Here is a 17,734-nt window from a genome sequence, read left to right on the forward strand (position 1 = left end):
GAACTCTAAATCCCCGATCTTAATCTCAGCTTTTTAATTTCTCATTCGCAGTTATAATTGTTGTTAAGGAACTTTCTCTTTTCCCGAAAATTGCCAGACTCCGAAGGGCAAATTGCCCGTCTTTACCTGACGTTTCAGTTACATCGCAATGTTATTGCGACCGAGAAGACCAAAATACAAAATTAGCCCGCGGGGTCAAACCCTTTTTATACAAATTTTACCAAAAACCTCGAACCAAGGGAAAATTAATATGTGACATAATTTTACGATCTCCACAAGAGGATCTATTTGCGCGATTCAAAATACAGTATTATATTATAATAACATAAAGTTCAGCATAGCAAGAACGTCATAAGCGAACATGAATTTGCAGGAGAAAGGATTGGGCGACGGGACTAGGTGGTGCTAGTGGGGAAATTTGAAGGCCCCCGCCCAGGTTCGGGTGGAGGCGGTGGGCTCGTGGGCCAATTGTCGTCCGTTGCTCTATCATAAAAAGTTCCTTTCTGCAACTTCTTTTTTCCACTCCTTCTTGTGGGGACCTCCTGCAAGAATTTGCCCGAAAACTTTCTTGTCGAATTGAGAAATTTCTGATAAGCGATGAAGCGTGCGCAAAGGTGCGAAGGGGTACCACCGCACCGGCCCCCACCCAGAGCAGGGTGGGGCCCCCAAAAATTCCTTGTGGAAGGACCCAAAACGGGCATTGTGACCAAAACCCTTCGATGAAACTCAGTCGCTCTCTTAATCTTTACGATTCGATCTCACTGATGTTCAGCTCTATGGTAGGTCCCGGAGTATTCATAACTACGGGATACATCCTGAGCCAGACTCCGAATCCGAATATGGTGCTTCTTTGCTGGATTTTAGGGGGTTTGCTGGCCGTAGCAGGCGCAATGAGCTATGCGAAATCCGCGAGCATTTTTCCGTTTGCCGGAGGAGATTACGTTTATCTAAAAGAGGCGTATTCGCCGATCGTGGCGTTTTCAAGCGGATGGCTGGCTCTTTCCGTAAATTTCTCCGCATCCATATCCTTATCCGCCATAGCGTTTTCCAAAATGCTCTTTTCCCTTCTCGATCCGAGCTTGGACGTATATTTTTTCGAGGCGAAATTCCTCGGAATCACTTTCTCCATCGGAAACGCCCAACTTTTGGGAATGTCCGCGATTCTATTTTTTACGATCGTTAATTTTTTCGGAATCGCCATCGCGTCACGGATCCAAAATCTCTTTACTACTCTAAAAATCTTAGGCCTCGCCCTTTTTGTGGTTCTGGGATTTACATTCGGAAATTATAATCTTGATCACTTCACATCGTTTCCTCTGCTCCCGAATGAGCCGAAAGAATGGGGCTTTTTGCTGGCGGGCGTAATTCCGGTGACGTTCTCTTATCTAGGTTGGAACATGATCACCTACGTCGCCGAAGAGGTAAAAAAGCCGGAAAAAAACATTTATAAAGCCGTATTGATCTCCTGTACATTGGTAACTTTGCTTTATGTGCTGATCAATTTTTTGTATTTAAGCTCCGCTCCGACCTCCGTACTTACCGGAGATGAAAAGATAGGAGTGACCGCCGCAGGATTTCTGTTCGGACAGGAAGTCACTTATTTGGTCACCGCCTTCATCTGCTGGGTCTTCATGGGCGGAATTTCCGCATATATCATCGGCGGCTCCAGGATCTATTTCGCGATGGCGCGGGACGGTTACTTCTTTCCAAGCATGTCCAAACTCCACCCGAAGTACGAAAGCCCGTACATGTCTTTAGCTTTTCAATGTGGATATGCCTGTCTCTTCTCCTTGGTAAAGGAAATAGAGTCCCTCCTATATCTGATCACTTGCTCCACCCTACTTTTAGCGACGATCACGGCTTATACTCCGATCATATTCGAAAAGCGGAATTTTATAACGACATTCAAAATTCCGGGCTACCCGTATTCCACTTATCTTTACATAGCTTCGAACGTCGTGATCATCGCCGTACTCGTTTGGAGCAAACCCGCAGAAGCGCTCTGGGGAATAGGATTCACGCTCCTGTCCGTTCCCATGTATTTTTATTTCAAATCCGCCAAGAGAATTTCCGCAAGTCCGCTTCCTCCCCCCGTCTTCGATCCCCTACCCTCCGATCGGCAAATTTCTTCCCTTCTCCCGGAAAATGAACCGGTGCCTCTCGCCGGCGGAGAAAGAGTCTAGTTCGTGTGGTCTCGCTCGGAGCAAAATCAAGGCTTCGCATCCATGCCTATCTAGGAATCCTATCCGTCCTTTTGTTAACCGCAAAAGCCGTACTGTCCGTTTTGCCAGGATTCGGATTGGGAGAAGCTCTTCCTCTTTCGATCGGAAGACTCGGCGGGATCTTCGGCGCTCTTGCGTTTTTATCCGGCGGCGGCTTGGGAAAATTTCTTTCCGATCAAAGATCGAAGACCGCCGAAATCCATATGATTCTTATGCTGGCCGGATTAGCTCTACAAGTCTCTTCGCTGGCCGAGGAGCATCCTCACCCTCTTGCCGTTTTTGCCTCTTGGATCGGTTTGGCCGCGATGGGCATCGGATGGATTTACGGCAGAAGAATCTTCGATAGGACTAAGATACGTTTTCCTTGGGAATCCAGGGAAAAATGATCAGACTTAGTAAGAATACTTCAAAAGACAGCGATGAAAATTCGATACGTATCTGCGGATTTCCTCCGGTTCCCAGCGATTGGAATCATAGTTAATATTCAAGGTTAAGCGATCTCGGAACGTAGTCGCGGTGATGAATAGGGTCTGATTCAAGGAAGGATGGACCGTAAAGGAAATTTCCTTCAAATCCAAACCTCGAATTTCGGCAGGAGGAAGAACTCCGAGATTGCTCAGTACGCTCGTTTGCGGGATCCTTGACATTAAACTCGCGAAAATGCGCAAGCCGTCCTCCCTTTGTAAAAATTGTTCGGGCGGAGGGAGAAGTTCGTAAAATGCCCTCCCCTCCTTTCGGCTCAAACGATCGACCAGATCTTCTTTGATCCGTTTTGCCAGGGACCAAAAAGGAGTCCCTATCTTCAACTGCGTCGTCAATAGAGTGATATACAAACCCAGCGCCGAATCCGGAACGGATCTGCTTAGATACGGACGAAGATCGGCGGGAGTCGAAAGATTCAAAATTCCTGAAATATCGGAAGGAAAGAAATCGTAAAAGGAGTAAATTTGCGCCGCACCCAAGATACCGTGGAGAGAAATCCCCTTCTCCCTTCCTTTCGAAACCAACGCGCGAATCTCCTCCGAATCCAACCGGAAGTCCAGGATCTTCGGCTCCGGTTCTCCGAGCCTACGGGAAAAACGAGGCAAGCACACGGGTTTTTCCTCCAGCATCCTTTCCTTGGCTCTTCCTTCTGCGGAATAAAGATCCATCAAAGAAGGATGGTGATCCTGGGAACAATTCCCGCTCTTCTCCTTGGATACGGCAGCTTGCAAAACCTCCGACAGAAATCGACATCCCGAACGTCCGTCCGAAATGCTATGATGAAACACCAGAGCGAATACCCAATTCCGCTTTTCATCCGACTCATAAAAGATCGCACGAATCAAAGGAGCTTCTCCCGAGCGGAATCCGCGCATCGATTCTTTAGCGAGTCGGGTTTTCCAATCCGGAGAAATAGATTGCACCGAAAGAGGAATCTTAGATTCCGGAGTGGAAACAAAACAAAGATGGGGATCGACCCCGTACTTCCTCTCGATACCTACCCGAGCAAGCGGATGCCTTGCCTGGACGGAATCCAATCCGGACCGGATGTTTTCAGCGTTCAAATCTCCGACTCCCAGGGCCATACAGGCGAAGTTCATGGAAGATACATGATCGTATAACCAGAAGTTCGCCTCCGCATGGTCCAAGGACCGCACGAAGTCGCTGCGGGTTTTTTCAGGATCCGAAACGCTCAGCATAGGGAAATTTTCCTTTTTCGGAAAATTTACGCCGGTTCCAAAAATCCTACCGGATCTTTTTCGTATCTGTTCCCGTGAAGCATACTTTCGAAATCGTTAAATCGAATGCCGTATCTTTTCAAAACGGGCTTGAGATAAGGAGCGACCATCTGTCTCAGATAAAACGGCTGACTTACCACGAAATGATGGATTCCATGGGTGGCGCCGAAATTGAAACAAAAAAGGTGCAAAGGAAGAACCCACCAGGAATCCAAAACCTGCGTTTGCTGGTACAAGCCTTTTACGTCTCCGTAATAGTGCATGTTCGAAGATACGATCTGAATAGATGTTTGTCGTAACCAGCAGGGAATCAGATAAACCACTGCGGCCGTATTCAGGAAAGAATGAAGACTCTGGACCCAACCGCTTTCTTTTAGCGGATTTCCCAGAAGCCAATTCAATCCGGAAAATAAACCCCATATCAAAAAAGAATACCAAAGCAGTAGAAAAATCGAACGGAACGGTCCTTTGATCGGCGATGCCTTGATCTTCTTCAGATAATGGATCGCATCCTTACGGATCCGAGGCCCTTGCAATACCACGGCCATGATCGGGTCGACCATGACCAAGAACCTTCTCCAACCGAAAGGCATACCGTTGCTGATAAAGCGCTCCTCTATATCTTCCCTATTTCCGGAGAGTTTGTGATGGAGAAGATGGATTTCCTTTCGGAACCACGGATTGACGGTGTTCGCCCGAAAAAGCCAAACCACCCAAAACAGGAAATTCTGCATCCTAGGATTTTCCTTAAAATACAAGCTATGAATGAGATCGTGCTCCATCTCGTGCAAAAAGGAGGCCAGAATTCCGTTACCTATGATACAGACCCAAAACGGAATCAAGCCGGCGACATATAACCCGCCCAATACGATCATACCGAAAGCGGATCCGATCGTGATTCCGAATCCGATCTCGTTTTGGTATTTTAGAAAACCCAATTTTTGCCGGACTTGGGAATCCGTCCTTCGGATCCATTTTATGATCCTCTTCGCTTTTTCCTTATCGTTAAATCCGTCGACTGGACGATTCCTTTGTAACGCCACTACCGCCATGCGCGTCTCCTTTCAATTCGCTCACAGACACTATTGCACGAAAAAGTGCGTCCGTCGTTCCATTCTATAAACCGATACCGAAAATCCGGTTCCGATTGATAATACGGTTCTCTTAGGTAGTTTCTTTTTCCCGAAATTCGGACGGAGGAAGTCCGATTTCCTTTAAAAAAGCCCGATGGAAGGAGGTTTTACTTCGGAAGCCCACTTCGTATCCGATGTCCAAAATCGATCGATTTTTATCCTTCTTTAAAAGTTCGCAAGCTTCCCGAATTCTGTATTCGTTTACGAAGGCGGAAAAATTCTTTCCCATTTCCTGGTTGATCAACTCGGAAAGTTGGTGGGAAGAAAGCGCCATCTCCTCCGCGAGAGAGGCCAAGCTCAATTCCTCGTCTCGGTACAACCGATCTACTTCCATCGCAACTCTAAGATTTTCCCTCAAGGTTTGCAGATCCATTCCCTGCAATAGGGAGCGGGAGTATTTGCGTATCGCATCCCGCGCGACCTGTTGCAAATTCTGAAAGTAAGCGGGATATTTCCGACCGATCAGATAGGAAACGCAAAGACTCAAGGTCATCATATTCGCGCTCACCAATAGGAACAGAGGATTCTTTCCCCAAAGATACAGCGCTCCGACGGTATGATTTGCGATCGTAGCGAGAAGGATATATAACAACACCCTGGTCGTCCATTCTTCCCGGAGAACGGCGACTTTGAAAAGAATCCGGATTCCTTTAAGAAGTCCTAATATATAGCCGGCCAGAACCGCGAACGGGGCGTAAAAAATCAGATCTAAACTCGTCGATCGGGAAACGAAACGCTCGAATCCGTTTACCAGAGACTCCGAATCCGAAACGCAGATAGCGGCATACAAAACCCAAAACGCGACGGGAAGAAGAAAATGCTTTTTATCCAAACCGAAAAAGGATTCTTCCACTTCCGAATCCCGTATGATCCTGTGGATTCCGTAAAGCGCCGGACCAATGGATCCGAGAGCGGGAATATGCAGTAAAACGAATCTAGGAGAAAAGCGATAAAGGCCCGAAACCATTGCCAGTCCCGAACCCACCAGGATTCCCAAAAATAGAAACAAGAGGGACAGTAGCCGATTCAAAGCCGACTTGCGTTCCAAAACGCATTGACCCACGCAGAGTAGAAAACCCAAATACGTTCCGAATACCGCAAAAGAGACCAATCCCCAGGAAACATACTCGCTTCCGAATCGAGGAATGGTAAGGGACAGTACGGACTGCATGCAAAGTGTTATCCAACGACCCGGGAAGTTGTCAACCATCCTAAATCCGTAAACCGGAGGAAAAAGCCGTTCATCGTCCGAAAAAAAGGATCTATCCGAACGACATTCGGAAGACGGAATTCTTGTTGAAGGAAACGGATCCCTCTCGACTCTGGACCCGATTCGAGAGGACATTCATGGATTTTAAATTAACAAAGAATGAACAAGAGTTCATTGAATCGTTTCGAACGTTTTGCAAAAAGGAAATCGCACCGTTTGCGGAAGAGGCGGACAAAAAGAAGGAAATCCCCCGCTCTCATTTCGAAAAATTGGCGCAGGCCGGCTACCTCGGTCTTTTGCACGAAGAGGAATACGGAGGACAAGGCGCGGGAATTTTCTTAAGCACGTTGGCAATGGAGGTCGTTTCGGAATATTGCGGTAGCACGTTTTTCAGCGTAGGTGCGTCCGCCGGTTTGTTCGGTCTTCCTCTAAAACATTTCGGAACAGCGGATCAGAAAAGAAAGTACCTCCCGGACATCATCTCGGGGAAAAAAATCGGATCCTTAGGAATCACGGAGCCCGATTCGGGTTCCGACGTTTCGGCAGTCTCCTCCTTAGCAAGACTGACTTCGAAAGGGAAGTACCTACTTTCCGGACAGAAGACGTACATCACGAATGCCCCGGTCGCGGACTATTGTCTTGTCTTGGCGAGAGTTCAGGACGAGAGCGGACAGGAAAAAGGTCTTACTCATTTTATCGTGGATTTACATTCCAAGGGAGTAAGCCGCTCCGCCGCCATGGACAAGATGGGCCTGAGAGGCTCTCCTACCGGCGCTCTGTTTCTGGAGGAGGTGGAAGCTACCGAAGATGATATCCTAGGAAAATTAGGCAAAGGTTTTCGACAAACCATGCAGACTTTCAATGCGGAAAGATTGTCCTTATCTTCCTACTCCCTCGGAGTCATGAAGGCCTGCCTGGACGAGTCCAAGACCTTTTCCTCCACAAGAAAAAGTTTCGGGAAAAGCATTTCCCAACACCAAGGAGTCGCGTTCCTGTTGGCGGAAATGTACGCGAAACTGGAGGCCTCCAAATGGTTCACCTACAGTGTCGCCTGGGAAATGGAAGAAAGCGACTTGCAAGGAAAAGGGAACATGAGTTTATCCGGAAGATGTGCGGCCTGCAAATTATTCGCCACGACCTCGGCGAGAGAAGTAACGAATCTCGCGGTGCAAATTCACGGAGGCGCCGGATTTATGGACGAATACAAAGTTTCCAGATTGTACAGGGACGTAAGATTGGGGGAAATCGGCGGCGGAACCAGCGAGATCCAAAAATTGATCATTTCCAAGAGCATTCTAAAAGAATAATGCACTTTCTTCTATTTGTATCCTTCTTCGGAAACGGAATGCAACGCGATCGGGTCCAGGATTTCGATCCGATTCCTGTACCCGGTGATAAGGCCTTCCTGCTTTAGATTTCTCAACTCCCTAACCACCACTTCACGTACCGTTCCGATCGAGTCCGCAAGATTTTGTTGGGACAAAGTCACCGATAGGAACGGAGGATTTTCTCCACTCGTAGCGTTCACCAACAGATGACGTGCGAGCCTTTGCCTAACGCTTGTAAAACTTACGCCGTATAATTCCCGCAACGCCGCATACGTTCTTCTGGCACATTCTTTCGCGAATGTCCAGGCGAGTTCGGGGGATCGTTTTCCGTACTTTCTCAAATCCTCGAACGACAACGCCAAGATTTCGGAATCGGTCAAGGCCTGTACGAAAGTCTCTTCCGGTTGTCCGATCTTCTCTTCTTCGCTTAAAGCGCCTACGATTCCCATCATATCTCCCCTCTTCGTATAACGAACCGTGATTTGTCTTCCGGATTCCGCAAACAGGTACATCCTAAAAAAACCGGAAACGACGAGCCCTGCATATTCCGGATCGCCGACTTTTCTTTCCACAATCTGTCCCGCTTTGAATCTTACGGTAATTCCTCTTTCGATCAACGGTAGATACGTTTCCTTTTCCAAAGAGAAAAAGATGCTAGATTCCAAAGCTTGCAGAACTTCTTTCGGAAATTTCATTCTGTTTCACATTCCTTTTCGTATTTTTTCCGAACCGGTGGAACAAAAGTCCCAGGCGTTTTTCCGGAGTCCGTGTATCTTTCCTTTATACGATCGGAAATAGATATATTCCGAACTACAGAGGTTTCAAATGCCGAACGGTTTTCAAAAGAAGGTCGGGAGTACACTGGTCCTTGCCTGTCTATTCAGTTCAAATTGCTTTTTGGCGGCTCCTATGAAAAAGGAAGCCGACGCTTGGAGTCGTCCCAAATCGGATCGAAAATTCGGAAATTGGGAAGAAGTTTTTTCCCGGCCGACCCGCTTGGAAGTCATCGCGTTCCTGACCGGGTACGTATTCACGGGTCCTTCCATCTTAATCGATCGGGAAAATCCCAAAACGCCGGAGGATCAAAAGCGGGAACAATGGGTGCCCGCACTGAGCTATCTGGTCAAACATCCGGAAAACGGGTATTTTCTTTTGGATTCCGGAGTTCCGAGCATCGACTCCGAAAATCGTTGCGATTTCAGCCTGATCGGACCTTTATTCAATGCGCCGTGCCGTTCCGAAAAAGGGAGGGATTCCGCAGGTCAGTTGGATGCATTAAAAATTTCGAATCAACAGTTGAATTTCGTTCTGGTATCCCATTTGCACTGGGACCATATCGGAGGAATGGAGGCGCTTAGAAAAAGAGGACCGGTACGGGTATTGATTTCCGAAGAAGAGGCCGAGGACGCAAGTCGCGCCTTCGGAGTCTTTCACGGATATTCTTCCAAGGCGCTTTCCTTCGATTTCGATCTCTCCATCCTAAAAAAGGATCAGTTCTTCGAAATGCCGATTTTGGGTTCCGTTCACGATCTTTACGGAGACGGTTCCGTTTGGATTATCGCCGCCCACGGGCACACGGAGGGAGAACTTGCGGTCCTTTTAAACGCCTCAAGCGGCCCCATATTGTTCACGTTCGATTCTTCCCACCTAAAAGCCGGATTCGAAAACGAAATCCCTCCGGGGGCGACGGTGGACAAGAAAAAGAGCGTGGATATCATTCGTAGAATGAATCTTTTTTCCAAGACCTTTCCGCAGGTAAAGGTCGTTTACGGGCACGAACCCACCCAATGGAAAAAAGAGCCTACGATCAGTTTAGCAAAATAAGAATTTCGTAATTGAACTATAGTATCTCAGGGGGAAGGCGATTCTTCGGATCCTTCCCCCAATTTTTCCTCCAGATATCGATGGATTTCCGGATCGTTATCCTCTATCAACTGCCAAAAGGAAAATCCCCTAATTTTATATTTTTCTAATATATTCATCTTTTTCTCGAAGGATGTCCGATTCATGTAAAAAGCGACGCGATCGCAACCTCCCAGTCTATACCATAAGGAAGGGTCCGTGTAAACATGACCTTCGTGGCGATACAAATACGGGCGAAGATAGATCCAATCTCCCGCTTTTGCCTGGCTATGATAGATTTTTAATACGTCCGTCGGCTGCTCCATCCTAGGATTCCAATGTTCCCGGATAAACTTCGCTCGGGAATAATATACGGACTTGGAAGGAAGATCGCAATTCAACGGCCAGTCGTATCCGTACGTAGGAATCGCCATATAGAGTTTGTTCGCAGGGATCCTCTCCACGGCGTATTGTAGGATCTTATCGATCCACCAATCCGGAGCTTGCGGACCGGGTCCGGGAAATCCGTTTTTTCTAGGATGCAATTCGTAGGCCATTATCTTGACCTTGTCCGCGGTCCGTCCTAAAAATCCGTAGTCGTGAGTCAATTGGCCGCGATAGGCTTCGTAATAATCGACTTCTATCGGGGCTTTGAGGCCCGGACAAGCGAAACGTGTCTTTTGCTCCGCAACCGTTTTAGGATGTATGGAAACCGAAAGTAGTTTCTTTCTTTTGTGCAGCTCCTCTTTGAGAAGGACCAAAAATTCCTCGAAGGCCTCCTTCTTTTCGCAGGTCATGCCCTCGTAATCTATATCGATTCCGTCGTACCCGTATTTCTCCACTTCGCTTATTATATTTCGTATATGTAAATCCCGGACTTTTACGTTTCCGGCCAGGCCTATGGCGTCCGATATCTTTTCGAAATCGTTTTCCCATCGAAAAATCGTGGGAATGATGAGCGTATTCGGAGAGGCAAGCCGGAACCACATCATTCTCTCCGAGATTTCCTCCGGCTTCCATACGGACACGATCCTTCCGGTATTATTCCGTCCGCCTTCCAAATTGTACAAAAACGGATGCAGCTCGTCGTAGAGTCGTATGTATTTGAGCATGGCCCAAAAATCCTGGGACCAAGTCGAAGCGTAGATCCTGGTTTCTTTCTCTTTTTCGATTTTTCTGCCTTCCTCCCCAAGCTTTCGCTCTCGGAGGAAGTAGTAACCGCCCGCAAGTAGCAATACCAGGAGAAAAGCGGTGTAGTAGAATGGCTTACGCGTTAAGATCCGTTTCAAGAGAAGGTTATTGTTTTTGAAAAAACCGTATAGTGGCAACAAGAAAGGAGACTTCGCCCTTCTATCCGGGGGGACAGATTTTTTTGATTCGAGAGGAATTCGCCCGGCATTTCCCAAGGAGAACTAGCAAATCATTTACAGTAAAAAATTTTCTAAACTAATTGAATATTTTTGACCTCCGTTTTTCTGTGGCTTTACGGTGCCAATCCGGACATCTTTATGACTTATCGGATGTTTCCATAAGAGTTCGGAAAAGCGCCGTTGAAAAACGAAGTATCGAATCGAAAGAAACGATCAGGAGCGACAATGTTCATAGCGCGGGGCCTTTTTCTATTTTTATTCCTAATTTTCTCCCAGTGTTCCGGTGGGGGAGGTGGCGGAATGAATCCATTGATCTTCCTCTTGATGGGGTCCGGTTCGAAGACCGGAAGTATCGGAACGGGAGCCCCGCGAAACGTTCTCGTAAGCTGGCAAGCCAATCGCGAAAAATCCGTGAATTCGGCCGGAGGCGGTTATAAAGCGTGCTACGGAATCAATCCTTCTTACCAAGCAGCGACTGCCATTTGCTCCACGGTTCCATATGCAAGCGGATCTGCCGCTCCGACATCCGCTACCCTTTCCATTCCGGGCGGAAGCCACGTTTATATCTATGTTTTCGGGTATTCCACCCTCAACCCGAACGGAACTCCTGCGGCAACTCCGACGACGGTTTCAGTAAATTAAGTCTTTAGAGATTTTCAAAAGGTTTGAATATGAATATTAAAAATCGCGCTTTCGTCACTACCCTTCTCCTTCTCGTTCTCGGGCTTTTCTTCGTCGCCCAAAAGACCATTCCCAAATTAATCGATCGAGCCAAAAAACCCAAATATGTTCCGGGCGAAGTCATCGTTCGGTTCAAGCCCGGAGTCTCCGCCGGTGCGATGGCCCTCCAAAAAGGAGGTAAGCTCCTTTCTAACCTCGGCCATGCAAGAACCGCACACATTCAACTTCCTCAGAATCAATCGGTCGAAGACGCGGTTACCTCTTGGCAAAACGATCCGAATGTGGAATTTGCCGAGCCGAATTACATCTACCAAACCCAATCGCCGAACGACTCTTCTTATGGCAGCTTGTGGGGGCTCAAGAACACCGCCCAAACACTTACTGCGGGAAGCGCGGTGACTCCGGAATTTTATACGGATACTGTCGGAAACCCGACCGCAAATCCCGGAACATCCGGTAAGGACATCAGTGCGGAATCCGCATGGACCCTCCAGACGGACTGTAGTTCCGTAATCGTCGCCGTAGTGGATACCGGAATCAACTACAATCACCAGGATTTAGTGAACGAAATGTGGAGTCCAAGCGGGTCCTGTTTGGATGAAAACGGTGGTACCACCACCACAGGCGGATCCTGTCCGAATCACGGATGGAACTATGCAGGAACACGGACCGCGAACGATCCGATGGACTATACCGGTCACGGAACCCATGTTGCCGGAACCATAGGGGCCCAAGGAAACAATGCGGTAGGAACCGTCGGCGTCTGCCAAACAAGCAAATTGATGGCGGTCCGAGTCCTGGACGAAACCGGATCCGGTTCGACTTCGAATATCATTAACGGAATCAATTTTGCGGTCAACAACGGAGCCAAAGTCATCAACATGAGCCTCGGCGGAGCGGGATACAGTGCCTCCTTCTATTCCGCCATTCAGAACGCCCAAAACCACGACGTTGTCGTAGTCGTTGCAGCCGGCAATTCCGGACTAGACCATTCGGGAACTACCAATGGGATTTCCAACGCAACCTACCCTTGCGACTACGGTCTCCCGAATCTGATCTGTGTAGCGGCGTTAGATCAAAATTACAATATTACGAATTTCTCCGATTACAATACTGCCGGCTCCTCTGCTTCGACGGTGGCAGTGGGGGCTCCCGGAGCCAACATCCTGAGCACATGGCCGGGAAACGGTGCGGTATTCTCCCAATCGACTGCCGGCCAGGATTTTTCCACTTGGACCACCGGCGGAACGGATTGGAGAGTCAAAAGTTGCACGGTCGGAGGAAAAACATATTCTAATCTTATAATGTTCACTTCTTCGGTAGATACTTCCGACGCCTGCAACTTCTGGTCCGGCACTTCCTATTACCGGGAAACATCCACCGGAAATAGTCTCTACAAGACGTTTAGCCTACCTTTCACTCCCGTAGCGGTCACGTTGAGCCTGGACTATTTCGAATCCTTACTCGCAGGCGACTACTTCAATATCTATGCCGGAACAAACAACGGTTCCTTCCCGGCCACTCCGGTAAAAGCGAACAACGGAGTTACGGGAATGGATCCGGAGAGTCCCACATATAATATCTCTTCCGTTTGTACCACGACGACCTGTACGATCGGATTGAATTTCACTTCTTCCGGAAACCAAACGTACTCCTGCTCCGGAGGATGCGGAACTTTCGGTCTCGGAATCGGATTGGATTATTATAGCTTAACCGTACTCGGAAACGATACGACCCATTACAGCATTCTAAACGGTACATCCATGGCATCTCCTCACGTCGCCGGAATCGCTGCCTTGGCAAGAGCCTACAACACGAAATACACCTATGCGGATACGGTCAATGCCGTCCTATACGGAGGAACTGCCAACTCATCCTTGCAAGGAAAAACGAAGACCGGAAATTCCGCGAATGCTTACGGAACCCTGACCTACATCAATGCTCCGAGTGGAATTACCGCGACGGTACAATAGCTCTCAATTGCAACGGCGCTTTTCTTTAAAGATAAGCGCCGGGACTAGGGAGAAATCCCTTGTTTTTTCAGAATGTCCAAAGCGGTTTGTTTCAAGAGCGGGTGCACCGTGAAATCTTCCGGATCGAGAGCCTTAGTCTGAGTTTGGGGAAGTTTGAACTTATCCTGCCCGATCCATTCGGAGAGTGCCCATAACATGCGCTGGAAGATTTCGTCGATTCTCTTTTGATAACCCGCTTTTTTATAATATCCGTAAGCGAGAATCGGGAGTTTTTTCTCGAACATGAAATAATCCCCCAAGCGGATCAACCCGTCCTTATATTCCGTCTTCAAAAAGCATTCCCGGGCCTTCCGGATATCCCCTTCGTTAAAGGCCTGGTTGCCTTCTCGTATGAGTTCCATCCGCTCTTTAGGATCCATACTTAGAATATCGTCCGAAAAAAAAGTTTCGCAATCGATTTTTCCTCGGCTTTCCGCACCCGGAGCGGATCCTGGGGGAAACGCCTGCCGACGAATACCGTCCCCCGCAGGCAAAAATAGGGATACGAGAATCGAATGAACGAACTGAAAGAGGGCGGCAAAGCCCCCGCCTTTACGGGAACCGACGAGTCCGGACAAAAAAAGGACCTCAAAAACCTCATAGGGGAAAAAGGACTCGTACTGTATTTTTATCCTAGAGATTTGACTCCCGGATGCACGACCGAGGCTTGCGATTTTCGGGACAACTTTTCCCGCATCAAAAAGCAAGGATTTCAGATAGTCGGGGTCTCCAAGGATTCGATCAAGTCCCACCAGAAATTTATTGAAAAGCAGGAACTCAACTTTACTTTGATCTCCGACGAAGACGGGAGTATCTGCGAAAAATACGGGGTCTGGCAACTGAAGAAGTTCATGGGCCGCGAGTCGATGGGAATCGTAAGAACCACCTTTCTGATCGGCCCAGACCTGAAGATCTTGAAAATATATCCGAAGGTGAGCGTGAAAGGGCACGTAGATCAGATACTAGCGGACATTAAAGCGTTGGAGAAAAAATGAAATTAGAGAAATCCAAGATACAGTTTTCGATCGGAAAGAACCCGTCCAAGAATTTCTATAAAATCGTTCTTGTGGCCAAGGACCACCTGCCCAAGGAACTGGAAACGAAATTTCCCGACCAAATCAAATCCTCTATCTTCTCGGGAGAACCGGGACAATCTCTAACGGACGAATCGGACCGGACGATTTACCTGGGCGTCGGAGAATCCGCAAAAGCGAGCATCCGTGGAGTGGCCCAGTATTTCTTTTCCTTCGGAGAAAAACTCCGTAAATGGGATAGCGTAGGATTAGAGATCAAAGTTCCCCGCTTTCTCACCAAAAACCTTTCTCCTGCCGGACTAGTCTATCAGATCGCGAATTCCTTGGATTTAGGTGCGTTTCCCTTAAACGTACTGACTAAGGACTTTAAGGAAAAGAAACCGAAATTCGGCCCGGTAACCTTCCTGATCGAAGATCCGGGTGCGGAAAAGGCGGCCGCCCAAGGGCTGGAAAAATCCAAGGCGGTGAGTAAATACGTCAACGGCTGCCGGTTCATTTCCCACCTCCCCGCAAATCATTTCACTCCCGAGGAATTCGTTTCCCGTTCCAAAGAAATCGCAAAGGAAAACGGCCTGAAGATCACCGTCTTCGACGAACCCCAACTGAAGAAGGAAAAAATGGGAGGGATCTTGGCGGTTTCTCAAGGGTCCGACAAAAAACCGAAGATGATCCTTCTGGAATACCATCCGGCAAAACCGAAGACGAAAAAGAAACTGGCCTTGATCGGAAAAGGTCTCACCTTCGATTCGGGCGGAATCAGCATAAAACCGGCCCAAGACATGCACGAAATGAAATACGATATGTGCGGAGCCGCTGCGGTCATCCACGCCATCGGAGCCATTTCCGAGCTGGGCTTAGGTGTTCCAGTCATCGCAGCGATCGGTGTCGCCGAAAATATGCCGGATGCAGCCGCGGTAAAACCGGGAGACGTTTATACCGCCCACAACGGTCTGACTGTGGAAGTCCAAAATACGGACGCGGAAGGACGCCTTGTCCTAGGTGATGTACTATCCTATGTGGGAAAAAAATTCAAACCGGACTATATGGTGGACTTGGCTACTTTGACTGGAGCCATCATCATTTCTCTCGGCCATGAAGCGGCAGGAGTCATGAGTAACTCCGAAAAACTCCGGGAATTGATCGACGAAGCGTCTCATAGTTCCGAGGAAAGAACTTGGAACCTTCCCCTTTGGGACGAATACGGAGAAGACCTCAAAAGCGATATCGCCGACTTGCGAAACGTCGCCGGCCGCCCGGGAGGAAGTCTTTCCGCAGGAAAATACCTGGAACGCTTCGTGGATTCCGGAATCGAGTGGGCCCATATCGACATAGCCGGGACCGCCTGGAGGAAAAAAGCCTCCGGAACCCAGATCGGTAACGGCCCCAGCGGATATGGAGTCCGTTTGCTCGTGGACCTAGTGGAAAAACTGGAAAAACACAAGTAGAACGGATTTTAGCCCTGAGTGAAACTCCGATTTCGCTCAGGGTTCCTTCTACTTTCGTACAGATTCGTCCTTCCTTTAAGACATAAGAGGAAAACCGACCCTCAGTCTATTTTTAAGAATCCGCTTGCCTCTTGGTGCGGTGCAAAAAGAATGGTCCCTGGATAGTGCAATGCACCATTCAAGGACGTTCATTTATGAACCAGCCTAAGATTCGAAAACGACACATTTTCATTGCCGCCCTTCCCCTACTCTACCAATCACTGGCGGCGCCCATCGCCGGGTCCCTCACCGAGAGTTGGAATGCCAGAAGGACCAAAACCGAAGCCCAGTATGTAAAAGAATACATTCTGGAGCAAAGACCTTCCATCCCTGTTTCAGAATTGGACCTATTGACCAAGACCGTACTGCTCGAAAGCGCGAAAATCAAGGATTCCGCCTGCGGAATGAGCTGCGGCGAAGGGGAAAAAATCGGCTTATTGCTCGGACTCATCTGGGTAGAATCCGAATTTCACAAAAAAGCCCGGTCCAAGAAAAACGCAAGGGGCTATATGCAGGTCATGCCTGCGACCGGAGCCTGGATCGGTTCCCTGGAAGGCCGCAAAATACGCGAATCCGAACTTTTCGAAACGGAAGTGAACCTCTCTCTCGGCGTCGGCTACCTGAACCACCTTCTAGACAACCTAGACGGAGACGTCCGGAAGGCCCTGCTCGCCTATAATGCCGGCCCGGCTGCCGTCAAAAAATGGGGCGGGGTGAAACAATACGCGGAAGACGTATTCACCGTTCAATCGGAATACATGGGTTTCCGCGGACGTTAAAGTCGAAATTCACATCCAATCGATGCATTTCCGGAGTAGATGAGAAGTCTCCTCCGGAGTTCCGTGGAAGGGATTCCCGTGCCCCGGCAAGACCCATTCGAAGGAAAGTCCCGCCAGGGATTCCATGGATGATTTCTGTTCCTCCCAAGAATACCAACAAACCCCTCGAAACGCGATCAAACGTTTTCGTACGGGGTCATAGGCCAAATGATCTCCCGTAAATAAAAATGCATTCGAGTAGAGAAGGACGGTATGCCCCTTGGTGTGTCCGGGAGTCGGAAAAATCGTAAGGTCTTCCGCCAACCGAAACGGATCCCGTCCTGCGATCGTTATTTCCGGATTGCCCACGGCATCCGCATCGTCCTCGTGGATGATCCGTTCGCATCCGAAATCCTCGTGAAATTTCCCGTGATCCGCTACGTCGTCCCGGTGCGTAAGATAATGGTATCTGATTCCTCCCAAGGATCGGATTTTTTCCGCAAGAGAGGGAACGTACCTGGGAGAATCCACGAGCACGTTTCCTTCCGGCCGAAGGATCAGATAGGAAAAAGCTCCGAAGGAGGACTTGGAATGATAACCGCAGTGATACACGTTTCCGTGAATCCTTGCGGGAAAGGAATCCTTTGCGGAAGTCAGATCGTCCCTTTCCATCGTTCCGATAGAAGTTGTAGGACAGGAAACAAGCGCCTGCAATGCTCGAAAGGACTCCTCGGAATTCGAAGGTTGGTTTCGTACATAGGAGGCTCCTCCCTTTTCGGAAAAAACTTCCGGCGCCAAAATCCTACAGGTTTCGCAATCGATGCAGGAGGAATCCACATAAAAATTTCCCGGAACGTTTTCCGATCTTCTTTTCGTCAGGCTCGCCATATCTCTTAGACGGAGACCGGGCGACGATCGGAAATGGAAACGCCGAAACAT

Annotated in this window: 16 protein-coding genes; 9 read left to right on the plus strand and 7 right to left on the minus strand. The window is 48.5% G+C overall.

Annotation, left to right across the window (positions count from 1 at the left end; all coding sequences use genetic code 11):
- Window positions 1-719: 719 nt before the first annotated feature.
- Both EHO61_RS15530 and EHO61_RS15535 read left to right on the plus strand, forming a co-directional pair.
- Complete coding sequence (locus EHO61_RS15530; RefSeq protein WP_135814487.1) at window positions 720-2,183, plus strand: APC family permease; 1,464 nt, start codon at window positions 720-722, stop codon at window positions 2,181-2,183.
- Window positions 2,184-2,188: 5 nt separating this feature from the next.
- The gene (locus EHO61_RS15535; protein ID WP_135814488.1) at window positions 2,189-2,608 is read left to right on the plus strand and encodes a hypothetical protein; all 420 of its coding nucleotides are present in this window, start codon (window positions 2,189-2,191) and stop codon (window positions 2,606-2,608) included.
- Between the two features lie 6 nt (window positions 2,609-2,614).
- Here the strand turns inward: EHO61_RS15535 and EHO61_RS15540 are convergent, their stop codons facing one another.
- The 3 genes from EHO61_RS15540 to EHO61_RS15550 all read right to left on the minus strand — a co-directional run bounded on the left by EHO61_RS15540 (window position 2,615) and on the right by EHO61_RS15550 (window position 6,247).
- Window positions 2,615-3,904 (minus strand): phthiocerol/phthiodiolone dimycocerosyl transferase family protein, encoded by a 1,290-nt coding sequence (locus EHO61_RS15540; protein ID WP_135814489.1) that lies wholly within the window; start codon window positions 3,902-3,904, stop codon window positions 2,615-2,617.
- Between the two features lie 26 nt (window positions 3,905-3,930).
- Entirely contained in the window at window positions 3,931-4,995 is a 1,065-nt protein-coding gene (locus EHO61_RS15545) for a fatty acid desaturase (protein WP_135814490.1), read from the minus strand.
- Window positions 4,996-5,107: 112 nt separating this feature from the next.
- Window positions 5,108-6,247, minus strand: a complete 1,140-nt coding sequence (locus EHO61_RS15550) for a helix-turn-helix domain-containing protein (RefSeq protein ID WP_135814491.1) — start codon at window positions 6,245-6,247, stop codon at window positions 5,108-5,110.
- 176 nt (window positions 6,248-6,423) lie between these two features.
- Between EHO61_RS15550 and EHO61_RS15555 the strand changes: the two genes are divergently transcribed.
- Window positions 6,424-7,593 (plus strand): acyl-CoA dehydrogenase family protein, encoded by a 1,170-nt coding sequence (locus EHO61_RS15555; RefSeq protein ID WP_135814492.1) that lies wholly within the window; start codon window positions 6,424-6,426, stop codon window positions 7,591-7,593.
- 11 nt (window positions 7,594-7,604) lie between these two features.
- On the opposite strand, the gene EHO61_RS15560 is transcribed toward EHO61_RS15555, so the two are convergent.
- Window positions 7,605-8,309 (minus strand): Crp/Fnr family transcriptional regulator, encoded by a 705-nt coding sequence (locus EHO61_RS15560; RefSeq protein ID WP_135814493.1) that lies wholly within the window; start codon window positions 8,307-8,309, stop codon window positions 7,605-7,607.
- 214 nt (window positions 8,310-8,523) lie between these two features.
- On the opposite strand from EHO61_RS15560, the gene EHO61_RS15565 reads away from it, so the two are divergent.
- The gene (locus EHO61_RS15565) at window positions 8,524-9,438 is read left to right on the plus strand and encodes an MBL fold metallo-hydrolase (RefSeq protein ID WP_246032169.1); all 915 of its coding nucleotides are present in this window, start codon (window positions 8,524-8,526) and stop codon (window positions 9,436-9,438) included.
- 26 nt (window positions 9,439-9,464) lie between these two features.
- Here EHO61_RS15565 and EHO61_RS15570 read toward each other — a convergent pair whose 3' ends face one another.
- Complete coding sequence (locus EHO61_RS15570; RefSeq protein ID WP_167884893.1) at window positions 9,465-10,745, minus strand: glycosyl hydrolase family 18 protein; 1,281 nt, start codon at window positions 10,743-10,745, stop codon at window positions 9,465-9,467.
- Between the two features lie 381 nt (window positions 10,746-11,126).
- On the opposite strand from EHO61_RS15570, the gene EHO61_RS15575 reads away from it, so the two are divergent.
- Together EHO61_RS15575 and EHO61_RS15580 are read left to right on the plus strand one after the other, a co-directional pair.
- Window positions 11,127-11,468, plus strand: a complete 342-nt coding sequence (locus tag EHO61_RS15575; RefSeq protein ID WP_246032170.1) for a hypothetical protein — start codon at window positions 11,127-11,129, stop codon at window positions 11,466-11,468.
- Between the two features lie 29 nt (window positions 11,469-11,497).
- Entirely contained in the window at window positions 11,498-13,480 is a 1,983-nt protein-coding gene (locus EHO61_RS15580; RefSeq protein WP_135814496.1) for a S8 family serine peptidase, read from the plus strand.
- A gap of 44 nt (window positions 13,481-13,524) precedes the next feature.
- Here the strand turns inward: EHO61_RS15580 and EHO61_RS15585 are convergent, their stop codons facing one another.
- Complete coding sequence (locus EHO61_RS15585) at window positions 13,525-13,899, minus strand: hypothetical protein (RefSeq protein WP_135814497.1); 375 nt, start codon at window positions 13,897-13,899, stop codon at window positions 13,525-13,527.
- Between the two features lie 135 nt (window positions 13,900-14,034).
- On the opposite strand from EHO61_RS15585, the gene bcp reads away from it, so the two are divergent.
- From bcp to EHO61_RS15600, 3 genes are all read left to right on the plus strand, one after another.
- Window positions 14,035-14,514: a thioredoxin-dependent thiol peroxidase gene (gene bcp / locus EHO61_RS15590; RefSeq protein WP_135814498.1), complete on the plus strand. Its 480-nt coding sequence runs from the start codon at window positions 14,035-14,037 to the stop codon at window positions 14,512-14,514.
- Entirely contained in the window at window positions 14,511-15,998 is a 1,488-nt protein-coding gene (locus tag EHO61_RS15595; protein WP_135814499.1) for a leucyl aminopeptidase family protein, read from the plus strand. The genes bcp and EHO61_RS15595 overlap by 4 nt, the downstream gene beginning before the upstream one ends.
- Before the next feature lie 194 nt (window positions 15,999-16,192).
- On the plus strand, window positions 16,193-16,816 hold the full coding sequence (locus EHO61_RS15600; protein WP_135814500.1) for a lytic transglycosylase domain-containing protein: 624 nt from the start codon (window positions 16,193-16,195) through the stop codon (window positions 16,814-16,816).
- A gap of 9 nt (window positions 16,817-16,825) precedes the next feature.
- On the opposite strand, the gene EHO61_RS15605 is transcribed toward EHO61_RS15600, so the two are convergent.
- Window positions 16,826-17,683 carry an MBL fold metallo-hydrolase gene (locus tag EHO61_RS15605; protein ID WP_135814501.1) on the minus strand — a complete coding sequence of 286 codons (858 nt, stop codon included), beginning with the start codon at window positions 17,681-17,683 and terminating at the stop codon, window positions 16,826-16,828.
- Window positions 17,684-17,734: the final 51 nt, after the last annotated feature.

Source organism: Leptospira fluminis (genome assembly GCF_004771275.1).
GTDB lineage: Bacteria > Spirochaetota > Leptospiria > Leptospirales > Leptospiraceae > Leptospira_B > Leptospira_B fluminis.